The sequence below is a fragment of the Siminovitchia sp. FSL H7-0308 genome (genome assembly GCF_037980985.1).
GTDB lineage: Bacteria > Bacillota > Bacilli > Bacillales > Bacillaceae_C > Siminovitchia > Siminovitchia thermophila.
In genome coordinates, this window is the sequence record NZ_CP150282.1 from 1,137,273 (window position 1) to 1,159,701 (window position 22,429).

The 22,429-nt window shown below is 40.0% G+C and carries 19 protein-coding genes, 1 tRNA gene and 2 pseudogenes; 19 read left to right on the forward strand and 3 right to left on the reverse strand.

Features of this window, described 5'->3' with window-relative positions; translation table 11 throughout:
* The first annotated feature begins 3 nt into the window (after positions 1 to 3).
* The 9 genes and pseudogenes from MHB50_RS05395 to MHB50_RS05435 all read left to right on the forward strand — a co-directional run.
* Positions 4 to 1,596, forward strand: a complete 1,593-nt coding sequence (locus tag MHB50_RS05395) for a sodium:solute symporter family protein (protein ID WP_205178450.1) — start codon at positions 4 to 6, stop codon at positions 1,594 to 1,596.
* A 438-nt stretch (positions 1,597 to 2,034) separates the two neighbouring features.
* Positions 2,035 to 2,844, forward strand: coding sequence for a TrmB family transcriptional regulator (locus MHB50_RS05400; RefSeq protein WP_205178448.1), 810 nt, complete (start codon positions 2,035 to 2,037; stop codon positions 2,842 to 2,844).
* Between the two features lie 72 nt (positions 2,845 to 2,916).
* The gene (locus MHB50_RS05405; protein ID WP_205178446.1) at positions 2,917 to 3,633 is read left to right on the forward strand and encodes an alanyl-tRNA editing protein; all 717 of its coding nucleotides are present in this window, start codon (positions 2,917 to 2,919) and stop codon (positions 3,631 to 3,633) included.
* Between the two features lie 28 nt (positions 3,634 to 3,661).
* Positions 3,662 to 4,378, forward strand: a complete 717-nt coding sequence (locus MHB50_RS05410) for an AzlC family ABC transporter permease (protein ID WP_340084973.1) — start codon at positions 3,662 to 3,664, stop codon at positions 4,376 to 4,378.
* Positions 4,369 to 4,689 carry an AzlD domain-containing protein gene (locus MHB50_RS05415; RefSeq protein WP_205178442.1) on the forward strand — a complete coding sequence of 107 codons (321 nt, stop codon included), beginning with the start codon at positions 4,369 to 4,371 and terminating at the stop codon, positions 4,687 to 4,689. The genes MHB50_RS05410 and MHB50_RS05415 overlap by 10 nt, the downstream gene beginning before the upstream one ends.
* A 905-nt stretch (positions 4,690 to 5,594) precedes the next feature.
* Positions 5,595 to 5,882, forward strand: a complete 288-nt coding sequence (locus tag MHB50_RS05420) for a DUF5316 domain-containing protein (protein WP_205178438.1) — start codon at positions 5,595 to 5,597, stop codon at positions 5,880 to 5,882.
* Between the two features lie 375 nt (positions 5,883 to 6,257).
* Complete coding sequence (locus MHB50_RS05425) at positions 6,258 to 7,721, forward strand: hypothetical protein (RefSeq protein ID WP_340084974.1); 1,464 nt, start codon at positions 6,258 to 6,260, stop codon at positions 7,719 to 7,721.
* A gap of 95 nt (positions 7,722 to 7,816) precedes the next feature.
* Positions 7,817 to 8,251: a MarR family transcriptional regulator gene (locus tag MHB50_RS05430; protein WP_205178433.1), complete on the forward strand. Its 435-nt coding sequence runs from the start codon at positions 7,817 to 7,819 to the stop codon at positions 8,249 to 8,251.
* Between the two features lie 172 nt (positions 8,252 to 8,423).
* A pseudogene (locus MHB50_RS05435) lies at positions 8,424 to 8,575 on the forward strand (DUF819 family protein); the annotation flags it as partial.
* Positions 8,576 to 8,662: 87 nt separating this feature from the next.
* Here the strand turns inward: MHB50_RS05435 and MHB50_RS05440 are convergent.
* Entirely contained in the window at positions 8,663 to 9,835 is a 1,173-nt protein-coding gene (locus MHB50_RS05440; protein WP_205178424.1) for an MFS transporter, read from the reverse strand.
* Positions 9,836 to 10,037: 202 nt separating this feature from the next.
* Here MHB50_RS05440 and MHB50_RS05445 point away from each other — a divergent pair, with 202 nt between their 5' ends.
* From MHB50_RS05445 to MHB50_RS05480, 8 genes are all read left to right on the forward strand, one after another.
* Positions 10,038 to 10,547 carry a type 1 glutamine amidotransferase domain-containing protein gene (locus MHB50_RS05445; RefSeq protein ID WP_205178422.1) on the forward strand — a complete coding sequence of 170 codons (510 nt, stop codon included), beginning with the start codon at positions 10,038 to 10,040 and terminating at the stop codon, positions 10,545 to 10,547.
* 88 nt (positions 10,548 to 10,635) lie between these two features.
* Complete coding sequence (locus MHB50_RS05450; protein ID WP_205178420.1) at positions 10,636 to 11,091, forward strand: MarR family transcriptional regulator; 456 nt, start codon at positions 10,636 to 10,638, stop codon at positions 11,089 to 11,091.
* A 10-nt stretch (positions 11,092 to 11,101) separates the two neighbouring features.
* Positions 11,102 to 11,917, forward strand: coding sequence for a glutamate racemase (gene racE / locus MHB50_RS05455; protein ID WP_205178418.1), 816 nt, complete (start codon positions 11,102 to 11,104; stop codon positions 11,915 to 11,917).
* A 468-nt stretch (positions 11,918 to 12,385) separates the two neighbouring features.
* A complete protein-coding gene (locus MHB50_RS05460) occupies positions 12,386 to 12,604 on the forward strand; it encodes a hypothetical protein (protein WP_205178416.1) in 219 nt (72 codons plus the stop codon).
* A 206-nt stretch (positions 12,605 to 12,810) separates the two neighbouring features.
* Positions 12,811 to 13,953, forward strand: a complete 1,143-nt coding sequence (locus tag MHB50_RS05465) for a GerMN domain-containing protein (protein WP_340084975.1) — start codon at positions 12,811 to 12,813, stop codon at positions 13,951 to 13,953.
* Between the two features lie 129 nt (positions 13,954 to 14,082).
* Positions 14,083 to 14,856 (forward strand): ribonuclease PH, encoded by a 774-nt coding sequence (rph, locus tag MHB50_RS05470; RefSeq protein ID WP_205178409.1) that lies wholly within the window; start codon positions 14,083 to 14,085, stop codon positions 14,854 to 14,856.
* Positions 14,856 to 15,458 carry an XTP/dITP diphosphatase gene (locus tag MHB50_RS05475; protein WP_340084976.1) on the forward strand — a complete coding sequence of 201 codons (603 nt, stop codon included), beginning with the start codon at positions 14,856 to 14,858 and terminating at the stop codon, positions 15,456 to 15,458. The genes rph and MHB50_RS05475 overlap by 1 nt, the downstream gene beginning before the upstream one ends.
* Before the next feature lie 1,676 nt (positions 15,459 to 17,134).
* Positions 17,135 to 17,208 (forward strand) — tRNA-Arg (locus tag MHB50_RS05480).
* 1,130 nt (positions 17,209 to 18,338) lie between these two features.
* On the opposite strand, the gene MHB50_RS05485 is transcribed toward MHB50_RS05480, so the two are convergent.
* A complete protein-coding gene (locus MHB50_RS05485; protein ID WP_339162450.1) occupies positions 18,339 to 18,854 on the reverse strand; it encodes a DinB family protein in 516 nt (171 codons plus the stop codon).
* A 508-nt stretch (positions 18,855 to 19,362) separates the two neighbouring features.
* Between MHB50_RS05485 and MHB50_RS05490 the strand changes: the two are divergent.
* A pseudogene (locus MHB50_RS05490) lies at positions 19,363 to 19,710 on the forward strand (hypothetical protein); the annotation flags it as partial.
* Positions 19,711 to 19,911: 201 nt separating this feature from the next.
* Here MHB50_RS05490 and MHB50_RS05495 read toward each other — a convergent pair.
* Complete coding sequence (locus MHB50_RS05495; protein WP_340084977.1) at positions 19,912 to 21,138, reverse strand: crosslink repair DNA glycosylase YcaQ family protein; 1,227 nt, start codon at positions 21,136 to 21,138, stop codon at positions 19,912 to 19,914.
* A 488-nt stretch (positions 21,139 to 21,626) separates the two neighbouring features.
* Between MHB50_RS05495 and MHB50_RS05500 the strand changes: the two genes are divergently transcribed.
* Positions 21,627 to 22,415, forward strand: a complete 789-nt coding sequence (locus MHB50_RS05500) for an AraC family transcriptional regulator (protein ID WP_340084978.1) — start codon at positions 21,627 to 21,629, stop codon at positions 22,413 to 22,415.
* Positions 22,416 to 22,429 lie beyond the last annotated feature (14 nt).

Here is a 22,429-nt window from a genome sequence, read left to right on the forward strand (position 1 = left end):
GCCATGGAGAAGATTGTGTTTTTTGCTGTCATTATTGTTTATATCATTGCCGGTGTTATTGTTACAAGGTATGTGAAAAGTAAAGATGACTTTTATGTCATGGGAGAAAAAGGTTCTACTGTTTTGATCGTAGGCACTTTAGCTGCTACTTATTTAAGCGCTGTCACATTGCTTGGAATTGGGGGGATGATCTATAATGAAGGGCCCGTTCCACATGCGGCATTTGGCTCGTTTGGCGCTTGGCTTGGGACGCTTATTGCTGTCATATATGTCGGCAGAAAAATGAAATCATTGAATTGTCAAACAATACCGGAGTTTTTCGAAAAAAGATTTAATAACAAATGGGTAACCGTTATTGCCGTATGTATTATGATTGTTGCATTATTAGGGTACGGAGTCGTCCAATTAATCGGGGCTGGAGTTGTTTTAGCTGAAATATTGGACATTCCATTCCCGCTGTTGATTTTACTATTTACTGGGGCTCTCTTAGTTTTTAGTGCGTTAGGCGGCATGTTTGGTGTGGTGGTGACTGATACGCTTATGTTTTTCACGATGCTTGCGATTTCTTTGATCATCGCTCCACTTATCATCGGACAAGCAGGTTTAGATCAAATTAAAAATTTGGGAGAAGTCATTCCCAATTACTGGGGAATGACAGGTGCGGCGGAAAGGCCAATCGGTTGGGTTATTTCTCAATTCATCATGTGGATACTATTTTTTAGTTGTACGCCTGCATTGGTGTCACGTGTCTTTCCGGCAAAAAATGATTTCGTTATTTTGAAAACAGCTGTCATTGGTATTTTTTGCGCCCCGTTCATGCAGCTTTTTATTTTTTTAGCCGCGGCAGCGATGCAAGTGCTACAGCCAGGAATTGATCCGGCTGATCGGATGTTTATCGTTGGATTAATGGACTATACTCCACCATCATTGGCAGGTGTAGGATTGGCGGGTTTAATGGCTTCGATTATGTCAACGGCTTCGACACTGTTTGTCTTAACAGGCTTTGCGCTTGCTAAAGATTTATTTGAGAATATTTTGCATATACAAATGGATGAGAGGAAAGGACTGATTTTGGGACGGGTCGCACAAGTTTTCATTGCTGTTCTCGTTTGTATCGTTGCAATCATGCAACCATCAACGATTTTCTGGATCTCCATATACGCTGGTTCCATTTTTGCCGTATCTTGGATGCCTACGATTATTGCCAGCTTTGAATGGAAAAGAATGAATAGTAAAGCCGCCATTGCTAGCATGACAGTTGGCGTAATTAGTTTCATTGTTTTAGGAGAATTGAATAAAAGTGGAATCATTCACTTGTCACCAAACTTTGACCATTTTTATATCTCGATGATTTTGTCTATTATTGCTCTTTTCGTAATAGGTTTTATGACGAAGCCTAATGAGCATGAAATCACATTTTATCAAAAAATGAAAACGGTGAAACTTTCCACCTCTACGATTGCAACTATTTTAAAGAAGGAAAATGGAATTGTCGAACTAAAAAGAGAGTATAAAACGACAATGATTTATGCCATTGCATTTCTCATTATGTCGATCGTTATTTGGGGTTATTTCATTGTGAAAATGGGGTTTTAATCGGACGAGGGGGGCGTTTTCCCACTCTTAATTTGCGGACTTCTTATATAGAAGTCTTTTTGAATTTTGTATGCGTTGCCCATTTAAAAAAAATTCTTCTTTTATAGCTTTTATTGGGAAATGAGCTTTTATCCCGCATATAAGGTGCCGTAATACTCCCACTTCAAAACCTGAATTGATACAAAAGGTCTAAGTGGGACAAAACGGCATCTAAATGCCCGATTTGTTCAACTAACACTCAGTTGGAGATGGAAGAAAACGCCTACTGAATGAAGCTTCACTTTATCCCACAGTATAAGAAGTACTGGTATTCATTTATGGCAGCAAATACATCGGGGAACGGACCCTGTCAAATTTATTGGGAGAGTTTTGTTATTGACAAACGTGATTGCCCATTTTATAGTAGGTATATAAATAACTACTAAAGGAGAACGCTTGATGGAAGCCATTTTTACAGAGCTCCAGAAGTTGGGTTTTTCGCCATATGAGTGTAAAGCTTATGTCGGCTTATTAAAAAACTCACCTGTTACAGGCTATGAAGTGAGCAAACGTACGGGTGTGCCCAGATCCATGATTTATGAGGTTTTAGGAAAATTATTGGATAAAGGGGCGATTTATGTTGTTCCTTCCGAACCTGTAAAGTATTCACCAATACCCGCAAAAGATTTAATCGAGCGTCTTCGCAAATCGTTTGCCGAAACTTTCGATGTATTGGAACAGCATTTGCCAGCGATCGAAAGTGAACGTGAAACAGATGTGATTTGGCATATTCGAAGCCATGAGCATGTGATAGAAGAAATGCTGAATATCATACGTTCGGCGAAAAATGAGCTATGGCTGTCTGTTTGGGAAAAGCAAGTTCCCCTAATCAAAGAGGCGATTGATCAGCGGGTCGAGGATGATATTCACATTTTCTCCATCCTTTTTGGGGCCCCGAATACGCAGTTGGGGTTAACATTTCACCACAACTATATGCCGCCTGAGGTTGTAAAGGAGCGTATGGGCGGTCACTTGACGATTGCAGCCCGTGACGGAGAAGAAGTGCTGATTGCCAATTTCACTGAAAACTCGTTTGCATGGGCTGTAAAAACGCAGGATCCGGCTCTTGTGCTTGTAGCTACTGAATATATTAGGCATGACATCATGATTGAGGAAATTACGAAAGAGTTTGGGCCTGATAAATTGGATGCTCTTTGGAGAACAAATATTGATTTAAGTCATGTTGTGAAAGGAAAGCGGTTCAAATAGAAATGAACCGTATTTTCTTCAAAATTTTTTAGTGGTTAGTTCTATAACATCTAATATGGAGATGATGAAAAGATGACAAAAGAGCTTTTCTTGAACGATTCATACGAAAAAACATGTGACGCTCAGGTTTTGTCGATTGACGGGGATAAGGTCGTTCTCGATCAGACAGTCTTTTATCCAACCGGTGGGGGACAAGAGTGTGACACCGGCCAATTGATTCAAGAGGGCAATTCGTTTGAAGTGTTTCAAGTCAAAAGGGCTGGTGGGAAAATCATCCACTTCATCAAAAATGCCGCGCGATTAAAAATGGGAGAGGTGACAGCCAAAGTCGATTGGGAAAGACGGTGGGGGCTCATGAGGCATCATTCTTTATTACATGTGTTGGGAGCGGTTGTTTATAAAAAGTACGGAGCATTGTGCACGGGTAATAAAATTTATCCTCATAGAGCGAGAATAGACTTTAATCATCTTCACGATTTGAGCGATGATCAATATGAGGAAATTGTCAGCGAAACGAATCACATCATTAAAGAATCTCATCCAATCAAATATGAATGGCTATCACGAAGAAAAGCCGAGAATCGTCCCGGTCTGGTCAAAACGGTTGTGAATTTGTTGCCTCCAACTGTTACGCAAATTCGCATCGTAAAGATTGATTCTGTTGATGAACAGGCTTGCGGCGGCACACATGTGGCAAATACGAAGGAAATTGGTGAAATGAAGCTCGTTAAGGTTAGCAGCAAAGGAAAAAACAACAAACGACTGGAAGTAGAGCTAACTTCTTCTTGAGTTCATGTGTGAAAGGGACATATAAGAGATGGAAAAGTTGATTAAGACAAACGATTCCCTTCATGCTTTTTTTCAAGGTGTGAAGGATTGTTTACCGACTGTATTAGGGTATTTAAGTATTGGTTTTGCCGCCGGTGTAGTGGAAAAAACAGCCGGATTAAGCTTAATGGAAATAGCGCTTATGTCATTACTTTTGTATGCGGGTTCGGCTCAATTTATTGCTGCGGGAATGTGGGTTGCAGGTGCTCCTGTCTTATCTATTATTTTGACCATTTTTATTGTGAATCTGAGATACTTTTTATTGAGCGCTGCTCTCGCTCCCCATTTCCGTCACTTGTCTGCAAAGAAGAATATGATAAATGGATTTTTGTTGACAGATGAAACATTTGGTGTAGCAGCCTATCAGTTGGCTAAAAGAAATGATGCTAATTATCACTGGATGCTTGGCCTAAACGTAACGGCTTATGTAAATTGGTTATTGGCAAATTTGGCGGGAGGCTATTTTGGCTCATGGATTGAACAACCGGAAGCTTTCGGCCTTGATTTCGCCTTGCCCGCCATGTTTATTGGCTTGCTTATACTACAAGTTATAAATCGGCCCACTATATCGATTGAGTTAATCGTTATTGCCGCTGCGGTTATTTTTACAGTGGTGGCCAGTCAGGTTGTTCCAACCGGAATTGATGTTATGATTGGCACAATCATTGCTGCTTGTATCGGGATGGTGATAGAAAAGTGGAAATAAGGTGGGATGTGTTATTCATCATAATCGGAGGAGCGATCGTCACCCTTTTATCCCGGGCTTTTCCCTTAATCGTTTTTAGTAAGCTTCATATTCCGGAGTGGGGCATGCGCATGTTAAACTATATACCTGCCGCCATCTTATCTGCCTTATTGGCCCAAGAGCTCCTTCCTTTAGAAGATGGACAGCACTGGGAGGTTTCGCATCTCCTTGCTGCTGCGTTATGTCTGGCCGTGGGGCTCTTGACAAGAAGCCTAATATTGACAGTGGGGACCGGAATAGGGGTTGTCATATTGTATAATTTATTGCATTAAATGGGATTCTATTTAGAAAGAGGCGGATGGTATATGGGATGGACTTTTTCTGATGCTTTGCTGATTATATACCATCCCGCATATCCGTTACGATCCTTTGGACTAAAAGTGAGGATGATTCCATGTCACTAGATGCTCTGATTGTGATGATGACTAGTATCACTTTACTTTGGGGTGGTTTGGGTTATTTTATTTTTCGGTTTATTAGATATGGTCGGATAAAAAAGGGGCAACCTGGCAATGTGATCCGTTTAAAAAAGTATGACTAGATAGACCCTAACCCATTCACGGATATGGAAGGGCTTATTCCAATTTGGCAGGGCCGTGACATAACAAAATCAGCTGATTAAAAAACGAACAATAAGTGAAACTTCATTCAGTAGGCGTTTTCTTCCATCTCCTACTGAATGTTAGTTGAACGAATCGGGCATTTAGGTGCCGTTTTCTCCCTCTTAGACCTTTTGTATCAACTCATCAAGTCTTGAAGTGGGAGTCTTACGGCACCTTACATGCGGGATAAATTGTCCAAGGGTATAATAATACGCAACCTTTTAGCGTAGTCAACATATGTAGACTCCTGCGGCAATAGCTCGAGCTGAAGATCCCGCAGGAAAGCGATCTTTGCTTTCCGAGGAAGCTGAAGAGACCTGCGGAAAGCGAAATATGTTGACGTAGCGATAATAGGGATTTTTTTAACACAAATAGGGGCCGACATAAATAGAAAGCTGATTAATATTCGTGAAAATTGTGAGAATAAAACCGCGTGAAATCAAGGTTTTAAACTTGTGTTTATTTCATTTTTACAGGATTTGTTTTTTGTTTTTTTAAAATATTGAAATAACAGGTTGTTTACTTGAAACTAATTGCCATATCGAGCGTATATAGAGATAAGGAGGGGAGAGACAGTGAAATATGTAATCATAGGCATTCTTTTATCCTTTGTTGCTGTGTTATTTAGTCTCGCAGTGTGGGGAATGGAGAAGGTTGTCTTGATTACCGGGGGTATTGGAGTATTGTTTCTTGGCTTAGCGGCATTGATGTCGGGAGCGCTTGTGAGTGGGGATCGGATGAGAGCCAATTATACAAGCGAATCTTCAGGAGAACGAAACGAAAGAACCACAGTGAGTACAAGACTTGCTTTAATTAGTTTCCCCAATCTGGTTGTAGCGGTATGCTTTCTTTACTTTATGTAAACCTATAACGAAAATAGCGTATATAGAATAATGAGCAAATATTCAGAACGAACGAAACTTTCAACCATTCTCTTCTATGTATTTAATCCATCATACGAGATTTTCCCCTTTGCATATAGTTATGGTACAGAAGCATATAACAAAACCGGCTTTCCACTAGGAGGCCGGTTTTCCATTATCCAGTAAAATCCGTTCTTGCTCCTAAAAACAATGGCTGCTTGAAGCTGCTTGCTTGTTTCCGTTATGGTGGGGAATATCTGGGGTTGATCGCTATTTATAGAGTTCTTCTTAAAAAATTGACATTTATATTCTTATAATATATAGTTAAGTTTAGTTAACTAAACTAAATGGATTTTTAAATAGGAGTTGAGATTATTGAGGTTGTTTGAGGGGATTTTAATAGCAGTTCATACTTTGTGGCTTTTTTCTTTTTTGTTTAGATTTAATGCAAAGGTAAAAATAAGCATCAATGTCATCGCACTTTTCCTTTTTGTTATTCACTTGGGGTTTGAGGGTTACCGATGGCAAATGGGATTAACCTATATATTATTTATTTTTTTAACTTTGTTGACATTAAAGTCATTCATACAAAGGAACGCAGAAAAAGCCGCACTTGAATGCGCCAATCAAAAAAAGAAGCTCAAAAAGCTTATATATATTACGCTTATTCTCATTTATTCGTTCAGCAGCTACGGTTTAGTTACTGTCATGCCTGTATTTCAACTTCCAAAGCCTACAGGTCCTTTTGAAGTAGGTATGAACTCAAGGCATTTGATAGATGAATCCAGACATAGTTCAGAACAAAAAGATCGGGAATTAATGATACAAATATGGTATCCGGCAGAGGTGGAAGATAATGCGAAGGACATTCAATATGAATCCTTTCCTTATGAAGAATGGTCAGGAACGATGGAATTCATTTTTTCTGTTCCGCGCTATTTCTTCGAGTATTTGAAGTATGCACAAACTAACAGCATAAAAGATATAGCTGTATCCAATCAAGAAAAGAAATATCCGGTTCTTTTATTTTCCCATGGGTTTGGCAGTACCAGAATGCAAAGTTTTTCCCAAATGGAGGAATTGGCCAGTCATGGGTATGTTGTTGTCAGCGTTGATCATACGAATGATGCAGCTTATACGAAGTTCCCGGATGGACGGGAGATGATGAATCAAACAGACGCATATTCTTATTCATTTAATATTGAAGATGAGAGAGATGTTAAAGCACGATCAGAAGATATAAGCTATGTACTAGATCAATTAACAAGTATCAATGATAAGGATCCTCAAGGTTTGTTTACTGGAAAGATTGACATAGACAGAATCGGTATATTCGGCCATTCATATGGGGGTTCAACAGCTGCACAAGCTTTGCTGGATGATAGCAGGATTTCTGCAGGAATCAACATAGATGGACCTTTGCATGAACCGGTAGCCAGCTCAGGGTTTGAACAACCTTTTATGTTTATTTTAGATGAAGATTATCTCTATTTATCAGAAGAAGAAATTCAGTATACGAATATCACCCAGGAGGAATTTCAAAAGTATCACGATAAAATTTCCGAGCTTGCCGATTTTCACTATAAAGAGGGAATTAAAGGAGATACTTATATGCTTACTTTTATAGCAGGAGATCACTATACTTTTACAGATTTCCCCTTTCTCTCTCCTTTATTGTCATGGAATGTTGACATAGATCAATTCCATCAAGTAATGAACCGGTACACTTTGGCTTTCTTTGATCACTATGTGAAAGATGAAGAGATTGATCCCTTGCTTAGGAAAGAGAAAAAAGAAGATCAGTTTTACTATTTTAAAACCAATATTAAAAATGATTGACAGATTAAAATAATAAACATATAGTTAAGTTTGTTAAACTAAATGGTTGTATCTCCCTCGTATCTGTTAAAGAAAGCAAACAGGGAAGTGAGTTTATGGAAGAATATTTGAAAGTGATCGAACAAATTAACGAGAAATTTGATCTATTCAAGCTGCTGGTTTCACATGAAATAAAAGAGGCCGATCAATTGGAAAGTTTCGGTTTGACTCCGCAGCAGGAAATGATGATGTTATATATCATACGTAATGCGCCCGTGACATCGAATGACATTGCCTCTTATTTAAATATTTCAAAAAGTGCCGTCAGCCAGGTAATTCCGAAGTTGGAAGAAAAGAAGATGATCGAGCGCCAAGTGAATCCGTCCAACCGCAGGGAAATTTATATATATATTGGCAGCCGGGGAAGGGATTACTTGGAGCTTCTTAACAAAATTGATGAACTGCTTGTAAAGAAGTATTACTCGAAAGTAACCATCGAGGAATTGAGACTTGTCCTTTCTATATTAAGCAGAATTGTTGAAAGAGAGTAAGAAAAACTCATGGTGTCGGCTCTGTTGGATATCGGGAGCTTGTAATCACAAGCGTATTCGAAATCCATCTAGAGCAAAGTGCTGGAATTCCGCAGTCTGTCTTACCGATTCATAGGCTGATTTACCATTACTTATGCGCTTTTGAACGGGTCTTATGCTCCCGAGACGTTCGGCACTCATTGCCAACTGGACGGGAGGTTCAGCCAACATGGTCATATTGCAGGGGAATTTTGGATGTACCGGAAAACATTTACGGCTATGCCTTAATGATGGATACTGTCAACTATTGCTCTTTGGGTGATGCTTTTATTTTGGCTTGTACCATTAGCGGATTTTTCCCCTTTGCATATAGTTATGGTACAGAAGCATATAACAAAACCGGCTTTCCATCAGGACGCCGGTTTTGTTTTTTTAAGATGACATCGACTTATAATGTCTTGCTTTTCCTTTATACAATTGATACAAAATAAACGCCAGCACTGAAATAATCATTCCCGAAATATACGGAAGGCCAATTGTGATAGAGAATAGCCAGCCGCCAAGCGGCGGGCCGATAATTCTGCCGAGCGAATCAAAGGAGGAGAGCAACCCGGTTGTGCTTCCATGGCCGGTCATTGATTTTTTCGTCAGAAGAGCGGAAACACTTGGCCTGATCACGCCGTTTCCAATACCGAAAATAGTCAAATAGATGGCTGCTGTAGTAAAGCTGTCCACAAGCAATATTAGAGCAAAACCGATGGTAGAAACAATAATTCCGCCTTGAATGACGGCGCCTTCTCCGTATTTTTTTGTAAGTCTCCCAACAAGGCCGCCTTGAACTATCGCTCCCGCCAATCCCATGATCATGAACAGATATCCAAGTTCAACGGTTCCCAATCCGGCTGTTTTTGCGGCAAAATAGGCAAATGTCGCTTCAAGCCCTGCCAATGAAACCGAAGTGAAAAATTGCATGATATATAATACAGAAACAGGTCCTTGCAATGCCCGGAAAATGGACACCTTTTTTTGAGCCTGTTCACCCCGTACCTCTTTAGGTAATGATTCTTTTAGAATAAACATCACTAGAACAAACGTAAAGAGCGACGAAATACCCGCTACATAAAAAGGCATGCTCAAACTTGTTTTTGAAAAAATTCCGCCGATCGCCGGGCCAAAAATAAAGCCGAGACCAATGGACGCACCTATGATGCCCATCCCTTTTCCACGGTCCTCGTCAGTCGTAATATCTGCCACATAAGCCATAACCGTTGGCATATTGGCCGAAGAGAGAAATCCCCCGATGATCCTTGCTGCGAACAGCATCCAAAGCTGCGAAGACAGGGCCATCATGAAGAAGGATAGCGCCAAACCGAATATGCCGATCATCATGACGGGCTTACGGCCGATCCGGTCGGATATCCTTCCCCACATGGGAGAAAATAAGAGCTGCATTAGAGAATAGACAGCCATCAAAAGCCCTAATTCAGCCGGGGAAGCCCCCATATGTTCAGCATAAAACGGAAGAACGGGAATAATGATCCCAAATCCCACCATAACAAAAAACATAACCGCAAATAAAATCGGCAATGCTCTTTTCGTTTCCAAAAGAAGTCACTCCAGTCCACAGTCAGTTGAAAATCACATGTTTCTTTGTTGTAGATTCACTTCATCTTACCATGAACAAATTTAGGTTGTGAATTAAAAGGCTGTTCTGTGATAACTTATCCAAAAATATGTCACTTTTGGTTTGAGAAGAATCGTAAAGGGCAAATAAGAAAATAGAAACACATATAAGGAGTTGTTCCAATTGAGCAAAATTGCAACCGTCATAACAAACCTGTTTGAAGACTCGGAGTTTACAGAGCCTGCAAAGGCTTTTCGTGAAGCCGGCCATACGGTTGTCACGATTGAAAAAGAAGCGGGAAAAGTTGTCAAGGGTAAACAGGAACAGGACAGTGTTTCCATTGATAAGGGGATTGACGAGGTTTCAGCAGATGAGTTTGATGCCTTGTTTATTCCAGGAGGTTTTTCACCGGACCAGCTCCGTGCCGATGACCGCTTTGTCGAATTTGCGAAAGCATTCATGGATGCAAAAAAACCCGTGTTCGCCATTTGCCACGGTCCACAATTGCTGATTACGGCAAAAGCTTTAGAAGGAAGAAAAGCCACCGGGTACAAATCCATCAAAGTCGATATGGAATACGCAGGGGCCGATTACCACGATGAAAAAGTGGTCGTTTGCTCTAATCAGCTTGTCACAAGCAGAACCCCGGAAGACCTTCCGGCATTTATTGAAGAATCAATGAAATTGTTATAAACCAAGGGGAAATCACTGTGTTTCCCCTTGTTTTTTTGTTTAAAAAAAGCGACAATGCATATAAAAGGATGTGGGAGGAGCCTCATGAATGGATGGAAAGATGATCCTGAAACATAATGATCAAATCATTGCCGCGCTTGAAAAGGATCTAAGGTACATATCGACGATTGTCAAACAGAAGGGACGAGAATTGCTAACCGACTATTCAATTACACCTCCGCAATTTATAGCCCTGCAATGGCTGTTTGAAGAAGGGGACATGACGATTGGCGATCTTTCGGGCAAGATGTTCCTTGCTTGCAGCACAACAACCGATCTCATAGACAGAATGGAGAAAAAAATGCTCGTTGAACGGGTAAAAGAACCGAAAGATCGGCGGGTCGTTCGCATACATTTATTAGAAAAAGGCGAAAAAATCATCGGCGAAGTCATCAAGAAAAGACAACAGTATTTGCACGATGTTCTTCAGGATTTTTCAGAGCAGGAAGTAATGCATTTAAAGGACAATTTGAAGAAGCTGCATCGCGAAATGAAAAAAGAATGAGGCGTTTTTATTGAAACAGGCAATAGGAGTTATTGATTCAGGCATTGGAGGATTAACTGTAGCAAAAGAAATTATGCGGCAACTTCCAAATGAACACATCTACTATGTTGGTGATACGGCCCGCTGCCCATATGGCCCGAGACCGCAAGAGGAAGTAAAGGGATTCACATGGGAAATGACTTCTTTTTTAATGGAATGGAATATTAAAATGCTCGTCATTGCATGTAATACGGCTACTGCTGTCGTGCTGGATGAAATACAGTCCGAACTTCCCATACCGGTAATCGGTGTCATTTCTCCCGGGGCAAGAGCGGCCTTAAAAGTAACAAAGAATAATCGAATCGGCGTTCTTGGAACGGAAGGGACAATCAAGAGCGAAGCCTATGTGCGCGAACTCATCGCCATCAATATGGAATCGAAAGTGACTCAGCTTGTTTGTCCCAAGTTTGTTCCCATTGTAGAGAGTTTTCAATATAATAGCGATATCGCCAAAAAAATTGTCAAAGAAACATTGACACCGATGAAGAAAACGGATATAGACACACTGATTCTTGGCTGCACCCATTACCCGTTATTGGGACCTCTCATTGAAAAAGAAATGGGACCCCAAGTCCAAGTCATCAGCTCGGGAGAGGAGACGGCCAGCGAAGTAAGCGCCATTCTCCATTATAAAAAAACATTAAATATCGAATCCGCTCCTCCGGAACATCGCTTTTTTACAACCGGATCTAAAGAGCTGTTTGGAAAAATCGCATCCGACTGGCTGGGAATCAGCGATCTATCCATTCAAACGGCAAGCATTGAAAAGGGCGTTATGAAAATATAAACTGCAAAACATATCCCAGTGCAGGATATGTTTTTTCAAGTTAAGCAGTAAAGTTTTTGTATATATTCTTCTTGCGAAGTAAACGGGCGTTGTCCAGTGTCAGCCCCCCAACAACAAGCAAACTTCCTCCTCCTCTCTAAAAAGCTCCGCTTTTTTGTGTGGTTGTTTTTTCAAAAAAGTGAATTTAGAGCACAACGATCAGTCAACAAACTGAACTAATACGAAAAAGTCTTGTTCCGCTCAAAGATTTACGAAGCTCAATTTAAAGAACATGGAGTTTAGCAATCTGCGCCATCGCTTATATGAAGAAGTTTTGTTCTGCTCGATGCAAAGCTTTACAAGGCTTATGAAAGAAGAAAATAAATATGATTTTGAAGCAATCTTCTGGGCCCTTTTCTTCACTTTATTCTTCATTAGCTGGAAGTAAGCCCACCTACTTTAAGAATTCATGTAAAAAGGAAAATGGCATTGGATCAACCACTCGATTGGTTTGGGGCGACAGGACAAGTAAAAGCTTGGGAGCCCGACACATCTCATGTTTTTCAAGGATGTCGATCACAAGGGCGTTGCGACGTCCAAGATGTACGAGTGCAAGTGACAAGGAAGTCTTCAGGGAACATCGTCATCGCACGAAGAAAGGCGGGAGCTTCGAGGTTATCGCTGCCTGAGCATGTACTTCCGCTTTAGCCTTTGTTCTGCTTTTGAAACGCGGACTGAAAGCTCCGTTGATCGAAGTTTCACTTTCTCTTTTGGAGTGCTCCCGTTTGTACGTTGCTAAACGGGGGCTTGCGCTTTTCTTAAATTGTTTCCGAAAACATGTGCCCAAGCGGTCTAATTGGACAAAACAGCTCGTATACATAAAAGTACAAACCGGATAATTAGGAGGGGTAGGTATGTTTAAACGAGCGCAATTGGCCGCCTTGATCGTTATTTTGGCAGCAAGCGGGTTCATATCTGGCTGTGGTCTGTTGAACAAAGGAAAAGAAAAGTTGGATCCTCCCAAGGAAGTCTCCTACTTAAAAGAAGGAGAAGAAATCGAAACATCTCCGAAAAAAGAAGGAGAAGAAATCGAAACATCTCCGAAAAAAGAAGGGGAGGAAATCGAAACATCTCCGAAAAAAGAAGGAGAGGAACAAGAAACTACAGGCGAGGAAGAGAAAGAAAGTACAGTCATGAGAGATTTATACTTGATTGACCGAAACGGATTAGTCGTTTCCCAATCACTTCCTCTTCCTGCCTCCGATAGTGCAGCCAAGCAGGCCTTGGAATACCTTGTTGCGGACGGACCGGTCACCGACATTTTGCCAAACGGTTTTAGAACTGTGCTTCCCGCAGATACAGCAGTGGATGTAGATATACAAGACGGAACGGCCATTGTTGATTTTTCAGAGGAATTTGCCAATTACGAAGCAAAAGATGAAAAGAAAATTTTACAGGCGATTACTTGGACATTGACACAATTCGATACAATTGACCGTGTCGAACTGAGGATGAATGGCCATAAACTAAATGAAATGCCGGTGGACAAAACTCCGCTCAGTGAAAAAGGAGTATCGAGACAGGACGGCATTAATGTAGAGAAAACCGGGGTTGCAGATATTACAAATACACGGCCATTGACTGTTTATTATTTAGCCCAGTCAAATGACAAACCGTATTATGTCCCTGTCACAAAACGGGTTTCAAACACTGAGATGGATGACGTAACCGCAATCGTCAATGAATTGATAGAAGGTCCCGGAATGATGACCGCTTTAGTTAGTGGAATGAGCAGCGACATCCAATTACTCGAGGAGCCTAAAATAAAAGAAGGGGTTGTCACCTTAAACTTTAATGAAGCGGTCCTGGGCAGTTCCAAAGAGCAAATGATTTCGGAAGAAACACTTCAATCTTTGGTTCTTTCTTTAACAGAATTGAATGATGTGAAAAGTGTCGCCATATCTGTGGAAGGCAAGAAGGAATTGGTGAACGAAAAGGGTGAACCGTTAACAGCTCCTGTTTCCCGTCCGGAAAAAGTGAATACCGGAAGTTATTAATTCAAATATTTTTGTTATACTAAAGAGGAACGTGAAAGAGGCTGACAAAAAATTGGTGCAGCCTCTGTTGTTTTTTATAATAATTGATCTCATGAAGCGGTTCAGCGAATGATAAAGGAGGACAAGCAGTTGCGAATTGATGAAAGAAAAGCGGATGAATTAAGAGAGATACATATTGAAACCGACTTTTTAAAGCACCCTGAGGGCTCAGTGCTCATTACTGTCGGCGAAACGAAAGTGATTTGTACGGCAAGTATTGAGGAGCGGGTGCCGCCTTTTATGCGCGGGGAAGGAAAGGGCTGGATATCGGCTGAGTACTCCATGTTGCCAAGGGCTACGGAAACCCGGAATATCAGAGAATCATCTAGAGGCAAAGTCTCAGGAAGAACGATGGAAATTCAGAGGTTGATCGGAAGGGCGCTTCGGGCAGTTGTTGATTTAAATGCCATTGGTGAAAGAACGATCTGGATTGACTGCGATGTTATCCAAGCGGATGGCGGAACGAGAACGGCTTCCATAACTGGCGCCTTCGTTGCCATGACAATGGCAATAGCCAAACTTGCCGAAGAAAAAGAAATAGCGGGATTTCCTGTTACAGATTTTCTGGCTGCTACAAGCGTCGGTATCGTAGAAGAGGAAGGCGTCTTATTGGATCTGAATTACCACGAAGACAGCGCCGCACTTGTAGATATGAATGTTGTCATGACAGGTTCAGGAGAATTTGTTGAACTGCAAGGAACTGGGGAAGAAGCGACCTTTTCTGCTCTCCAACTGCATGACATGCTGGCCGCAGCAGAAAAGGGAATGAAACAATTGTTTGATATGCAAAGAGAGGCATTGGGAGTAATAGCCCTCAAAATCGGGAGCAAACCCGAAAAAGTGGATGAGGGCGGTGAGTGCTGATGAAAAGTATTATCGTGGCTACGAAAAATAAAGGGAAAGCAAAAGAATTTGAACAGTTGTTCTCCCGCTATGGAATTGAGGTAAAAACACTCCTCGATTTTCCGGATGTTCCGGATGTCGAGGAGACAGGGGAAACGTTTGCGGAAAATGCCATCCTTAAAGCAGAGACAATAGCCAAACTTTCAGGTCAATACGTTGTGGCAGATGATTCAGGCTTAATGGTCGACGCGCTAGACGGAAGACCTGGCGTCTATTCGGCCAGGTACGCCGGGCCTGGAAAAGACGATAATGCCAATATTGATAAAGTATTGCAGGAGCTGGATGGGGTCAAGGAAAAAGACCGCACTTCCCGCTTTTATTGTGCGCTGGCATTGGCCGGGCCGGAACTCAAAACGATTACGGTAAATGGAACATGCGAAGGGATCATTTTACAGGAGCGGAGAGGAACGGGCGGCTTTGGGTACGACCCTATTTTTTACGTTCCATCCGAAGACTGTTCCATGGCCGAGCTTACGCCGGAAACGAAAAACAACATCAGTCATCGTGCCCAAGCGATGAAGAAGCTGGAGCGGTATATAAAAAAACTGGCAGAAGCCCGGTAATAGGCAAGTCTACATAGTTACGATTTAGTAATAAATTTGGTAAATGCCTATAGTTTGCATTTGAAAGCGGCATTGTGGCTGGACAAGAAAGCGGCAAATGAAAAGGCATGTTGGTCCATTATTTCCGCCATTTTTTTCCGGAACTTTTCAGCAGTGCATGTCAGCAATTAATATTGCTATTCATCGTTTATGGGAGAGTTTGCCGCAAAGTTGCCGTTAGCGCAATGCTGGTTGCTGGAGTCGCTGTACCTTTTGAAGGCTGTTTGTGCCCGTTTTGGTTTTAAAAAAGTTTATATGAGGGCATTTATCGGGCTTTTTTACATGCTCGCTATTGATGAAAGTCTCTTGGTCTATTGGAATACTAATGATCTCCCGTATGCGTCAAGATGCTTTCAGCGGCATTTTAATGCCGACTACGATAACGCTTATCAGAGGGTCGACAAACGGCGGCAGGCATTTGGGATGAGCCTCTGGAACATGTCTTTAGCACTTGGTTGGCCCGGTGCTTGCCGGGTTTTTGATTGATTTGATTGATTATGTTTGATTGGCAGGCATTATTTTGTTTTAACACGCCAGTCGCAGTGGGCGCGATAGTGATCATTCTGAAGTACTCGCCTAAAACAGGAATAAGTGAAAAACCCGCTTTAATCTTTGGGGACTCGTCTTTTCTTTTGGCGGCAGTTTGTTCTTGCTGGCCGCTTTTGCGGAAGCAGGGTCGTGGGGTTGGCTAGACAAACGGACAATCTCCATGGTTTTAGCAGAGGTGATCCTGTTGGTCTTATGTGTAAAAAGAGAGTTGGCAGTTTGAATTTCCGCTGTTGAACTTTAGTGTGCTTGCCCATCAAAGATTTACGTACAGCATTACTTTGAACGCCGTATTGTCTATTGCCTCAGGCGCTTTTTTAATGCAGTCTTGTGAGGGGGATTGCAAACTCGATTGCATGATGCTAGAGCATTTGTGATGACACTGTTTACTCCTGTCACCGGGAAGTTATATAATAAGACAGGGACATTGCCACTCATATTGGCGGGTTTGGCCATTATGGGAAGCGATACATATATAATGAATAGCCTCACAATTTAGCGACAGCTTTATATGATTATTTTTTCATCAGTCCGGTATCGTGCTTTTGCAACATGCCAATTGTGAATGTCGGGATATCTGCTGTCCCGTTAAATATCGCAGGCTACGCCTCAGCACATAATGGACGCGGCCGGCTAATGCATCCTTCTTTATCGATTACCCTGTTCTCCGGGTAATCACTTAGCGTCTGCGATTTATGCGCTACAGGAGTCATGCGGATGAAAGATGCAGCATCTGTATGGGCGGCGGGTGATGTATTTTTGCTTTACTTCATTCCAGTTCTCATTTCATTGCCACTGGCTTTGCTGTTGAAAAGTAAAAAAGCATAAACATTTGGCGTTTCCACACGCAGTGTTGTTTTAGTCTGTGAACCCGGACCCGTTTGGATTGATCAGGATTTTACAGACAATTGCTCCCCTACAAAGCGTCTTCAAATGCCGACAAGTTGGAGTGCGGGCGGATGATACGGGATAAAAAGCTGCTTTTGAGGAATGACGGCCTGACAATTTGATAATAAGAGTTTATTTTTTAAAAAAAGGTTGACTTTATGAAGCGCCAACCATATAATTAATAATGTCTTTCAAAATAATATGTCCCAGTAGCTCAGCTGGATAGAGCAACAGCCTTCTAAGCTGTGGGTCGGGAGTTCGAATCTCTCCTGGGACGTCTTTATATTTGGGTTAAGATTGATACCATGGGAAATACTCTGAAGCGTTTCTATATCAACGTTTTGGGGTGTTTTTATTTTTTATGGGGAATACGCTGAAAAACGAAAAGCTTTTTGACACAAACATCTCTCGAAAGTGGTGATGATGCTCTCTTTTGTATAGCTTTTATTTTGATTTCGTTTTTCTCAAAATCGAAATCTTTTCGGGTAAGGCCTACCATTTCACCAATTGAGCCGGACTATTCAAAGGGAAAGCCGGATGGGATGTTGAAAAGCGGGAATAGAAGTATGAAGCTGACTGGGCTTTCTTTTATTTTATATACATGGTACAATAAAAGGAATGCTTTTTCGAATGAACTTGAAATATCAAAGGTGAAAAAAATGATGTGGCGTTCTTGATTAAAATAATTAAGAACTTAATCACACTGGATCGACTACGGAGTCGTAAGGATGTATGAGAGGTAGGGCATACGTCGTTTAAGTTTTAAATACAGGAATATTATCGCGGCAATTTATCTTGAGATATAGAGTAATAACAAGTTTTTTTAACATATTCGTGAAGTATTATAAGGCACCTTAGCGGGTGCTTTTTTTAATGCAGGAAAAACTCCCTCCTTGACGTATTATGGGGATGAGGAGAGAGGGGGGACTTTTAAACACTATTTGCGGCATTTTATGTACCTGATGGGATACAAATATTTCGGATAGTAGAAGAACACGAAGAGAATAAAATCTTTTCAGATACAGAGCAAAAAATTTTTCTTTTAAGAAATAATGATATGAGTATGGTTTATACGGCAAAGGGTATGCCTGTTGATCTGAATATGCAGGAATTCACATGAATTTTGAGAGGTTTTTTGTGAAATCTACGGATTCTATTTATACAATTGCAAGATTTTTTACCTTTTATATCATTGGTTCCGGGTATTCTAGTAGATATTGTGTACGTAGCCGAATTGACTTAAAACAAGGTATCTTAGTCGAGCCATGCTAGGGATGTCGGCATCCGGTTTATACAGCTGACAAAAAATATAATTGAGAGCAAAAGTGACGCATAAGTGTTACTCTTTTTCCCAGCATAGGCGAACAAAAAGAGCCCGGCGCTGGCCGGGCTTTACTTAAGCAAGGTTTAGGGTGTCGCCCCTAATAGTAATTTTAACTCGTTTATTTGTTCTATGTGTCGCTGTTCATGCAAATATATTTGTTCAATCCATTGATCAAGGGGTAATTCACCCAAAGCTGGATGCATCACTGATTTTTTTGCCAGCATAGATTTATCTTCTAATGTATTAAGAAAAGTCATCAACTTTTTTCTGGAATGGGTCAACAAGTCAATTATTTGCTGAACTTTAAATGGTTTTACATCTGGTTCAACGATTTTTGGAGCTTTAATCTTTTTTGTTCTATTCAATAATATAGTGCTAACATTTTTACGCTCTTTTGGGGCGCAATCAGTCTCTTTTAACCCCCATGCAATAGCCTTTATGGATGCCTCTTCCACTAAAACCAAGTGATGGCAAACTTGTGCTATACTCCATTTATTCATACTGGGCTTACTGTTAAATTGAGCATCGCTTAGTAAAGTAATCTCCTTTACTAGGTTATTTCTCGTTTCATGTAAATTGTCATCTAGAAATTTATTCATCAGATTCCTCCCTTCATTAAAAAGTGCGTACTTCCTGTATATATTCTCTACGATGAAAAATATTCAACTTTGTCACGAGTCTTTTTTTCTTTTTCTACATCTAATCCAAATTATCCTTCTCAAAATTTTTCCGTTTGCATACACAGAAGAACTTTCGTAAGCAATATAAAAACATAAGTTTGGTATGGTGATTATGGAAAAATGGACAGCAGTAATGCTGCCCATTTGAGTGTTGATTACGAACGAGTGAAAAAAGCCGCGACTGGATGAACAAAGCTGGGAGCAGATCAATGAAGTGTTACATACGGATTATGGGTTGCCTGTTATTTTTACTTTGTGGGTCGATAGTTTTTTTGAGGAAGTGGAGGGAATTTTTCATTATATTAACGAAGTCAAGAAGATGGTCCACGTTGTTGATATATACGGAAATGTTCAAATAATTAAATTGTGGGTTCGGTGTCAAGTTTGCAAATAAAAATTTGCGAGGATTATTCTTTCTAAATAAACAAAATACATTTTAAGTCGCCTTAAATTGTTTCACTCTGACCGGGGAAGTGAGTTTAAAAGCAGCGTGATTGTTCAAGACTTAGGTACGTTTGATATCAAACTGTCATTGTTTGAAAAAGGGGCTGCGTACGACAATGCGGTCGCTGAGGCGACAATTAAAATCATTAAAGCAGAGTTCGTTAGTGGCAGAGTTTTTCCTTGCCAACAATTACTTGAATTTGACTTTTTGATTCAACAATTTTCGTATAGAAGGATCGTTAAACCATTTTACACCAAATGATACAAGTTAATGCACCTTTCATTTTTTGTACAGTTTTGTTTTGACATGCCAATATACTTATTACAGTAATTAGCTGGGATAATGATAAAGAAGTTAAATTTGAAACAATGGATGGCTAGAGAGAGTATGGAGAAGTTCAATTTCAGAAGCTGCGAGGTGACCACTATACATTTTTAAATGCGCCAACGGAGCTGTTAGATCTTATTTCATCAAAAATTCAGGAGAAATAAAAATGCGAGGTGCCCGCTTTATGAGCACCCGTTTACTCTTCTAGATGCTTATTTTTTTAATAAGTGATTTAGGTGAAGTAGTTTCTATGACAATATTTTTAGCTTTATGAAACACGGCAAACTGTTTTAAGGCTTTTCTTAGTTCGTTAAGTAATTTTGAATCTATTTTTATGTGACTTTCTATCTGAAGCAGTTTAATTTGTAATATATTGCTCTTGCGCAAATATTTAGGGTCGATTCTACCAATTAACTTATCACCATAGAGTATTGGCATTGCGTAATATCCAAATTCTCTTTTCGATTCGGGAAAATAAATTTCCCATTTGTAGCTGAAGTTGAATAAATCCTCTATTCTAGACCTTCTCCATAACAGATTATCCAAGGGGGGAAGAAATTTAACGGTAGAACAATCAGTATACTCATCTGATGTTTCAAACTTTTCTACATCTTCAGTTAAAATGTAATATTGTCTTTTTACATTTTTTATGTCGACTGGGATGACTATCCCTTGATGTAATAGTTTATCTCGTATTGCTATGCGTTCTTTTGCGGTAGTTTTAAACCAACCAAATCTTGGATCTTCAAAGTCAAAAATACGATAAGCCTTCATATATTTTCTTATTAACGCTTCTTTTGAATCATTAATACTAATATTTGAAAGTTCATTTAAAAAAGATTTAGGCACATGATTTTCTGTAGCAGTATAGAATTTTTCATTACCGTTTCTTTTTGCTACTGTAATTTTACCTAAATCAAATAATATATTTAATGCTAATGTAGTTTCTTTTGTTGTAGGTTTTGCGTTGTCCCAATATCCTTTCACTATTTTGTCCGATTTTAAAGCCCTTGAAGGTAGCGGTTCACTTTTCATCATTTGATCCATTACCTTCTCCATTATTTCATTAAGACTTTGAGTGGATGTATGAATGGTATTTATATAAAAATCTTGTATTATCTTAAATTTAGGAAAGTCCTCTATAGGAATAATGCAAGCGGCATTAGCTACATATTCAAAGAGGTGACGGTTAGATATTAACTTTTCAAGTATTTCTACACGGTAGTTTGGCTGTCTTGCTTGAAGGACTAAATGATGATTTCTTTCTACGGCAGCAATGGGGTCAAGCTGTATACATTCTAAATTTCTAATAATGTTTAAAGCTAACTCTGATTCATTTTTATTAGATGGAGTCTTTGAATCATTCAGCAGTTGGAAGTCTAATAGAAATCTTTTAGCATTGGTTTTGGTGGTTGAAATGTTAGATATCATTTCTTGTCTCCTTTTCTGTAATTTAGTAAGTCTATATAAGATTTTAACATTAAAATACAGGGTATTTTTTGAAAATTTTAAATAAGGGGTGTTTGTAAATAGATAATAAAAAAGGAAAGAGTCCAATAAGAGGAGTAATCGGTCATAAAAATTATTTAAAGTGGTCATTAGCTGTTCAATTGATGAGGGCACCTTCGTTAATGACCTCACTTGCTTTTGTCATTATAGGGTATTATGCAACAGGGAGCCACACTGTTGGTGGATTGATAATACATTTTTGAGTCAAATAACCTTCTAATGTTTACACTTTTCCATACCTAAAACGTTTTCTATATACATATTGGGGAATTAGGTATATTCTTTTGTGAAAACTACTAAGATGAAACTAATTATATTTACACTCATCTAAGACGGACCGGTTGCTAAATGGGGCTTGATACGATTAAATGATACAGAAGGTTTTTCATCTTCGAAAAGGAGGGAGTTGGATGCTTTATCTGAATCCAGATGATTTTGTGTTGAAACCGGCATTAGCCACTATTCATTGTGAACCGAATTGGAAGTGGAGAAAAAGAGCTACTCCCATGCCTAATTATGATTTATTTTATGTTTGGAGTGGTGAGGGTACTGTTTTACTAAACAACAAGCCATATCATGTAGGGAAAGGTCATTGTTTCTTGTTTAGGCCAGGTGATGAGACGGAAGCGACACATAATCCCCAAAATCCCCTAGTGTTAACGTATATTCATTTTGATATAGCTGAAACACCTCGATTGATCCCTGCCTCACATCGAATTCTAGAAAATACGATTAGTTTTGAATCGCTGTTGACCCAATACGTTCGTTTGTTCTTAGTGAAAACATATGGTGCGGAAATTGAAGGGAAATTGATTTTGAAGCAGTTGATGATTCATCTATTAAGGGAAGAGCAAGAAAAGGAAGAGAAGTTGGGGGATGCCAGTCATAGCTTATTGGAAACGATTCATGAAATCGCCAATTATGTTCAACAACATCCTGGAGAGCCGCATACGATTGAGAGTTTGGCGGCACGCGCCAATCTTTCTCAGCGGTACTTTTCTCAAAAGTTTAAACAAATCATTGGGCAGACGGTTAAGTCATACATCGTTTATTCTCGTATAAAACGCGCAGAACATCTACTCCATTTTACCGGCATGACAGTAACGGAAGCTGCATATGCCCTTGGTTATAATGATTTGCATTTTTTCAGCAGGCAGTTTAAACAATACACTGGTAAAAATCCTTCTGAAATTAGGTGAACAATTTTAAATAA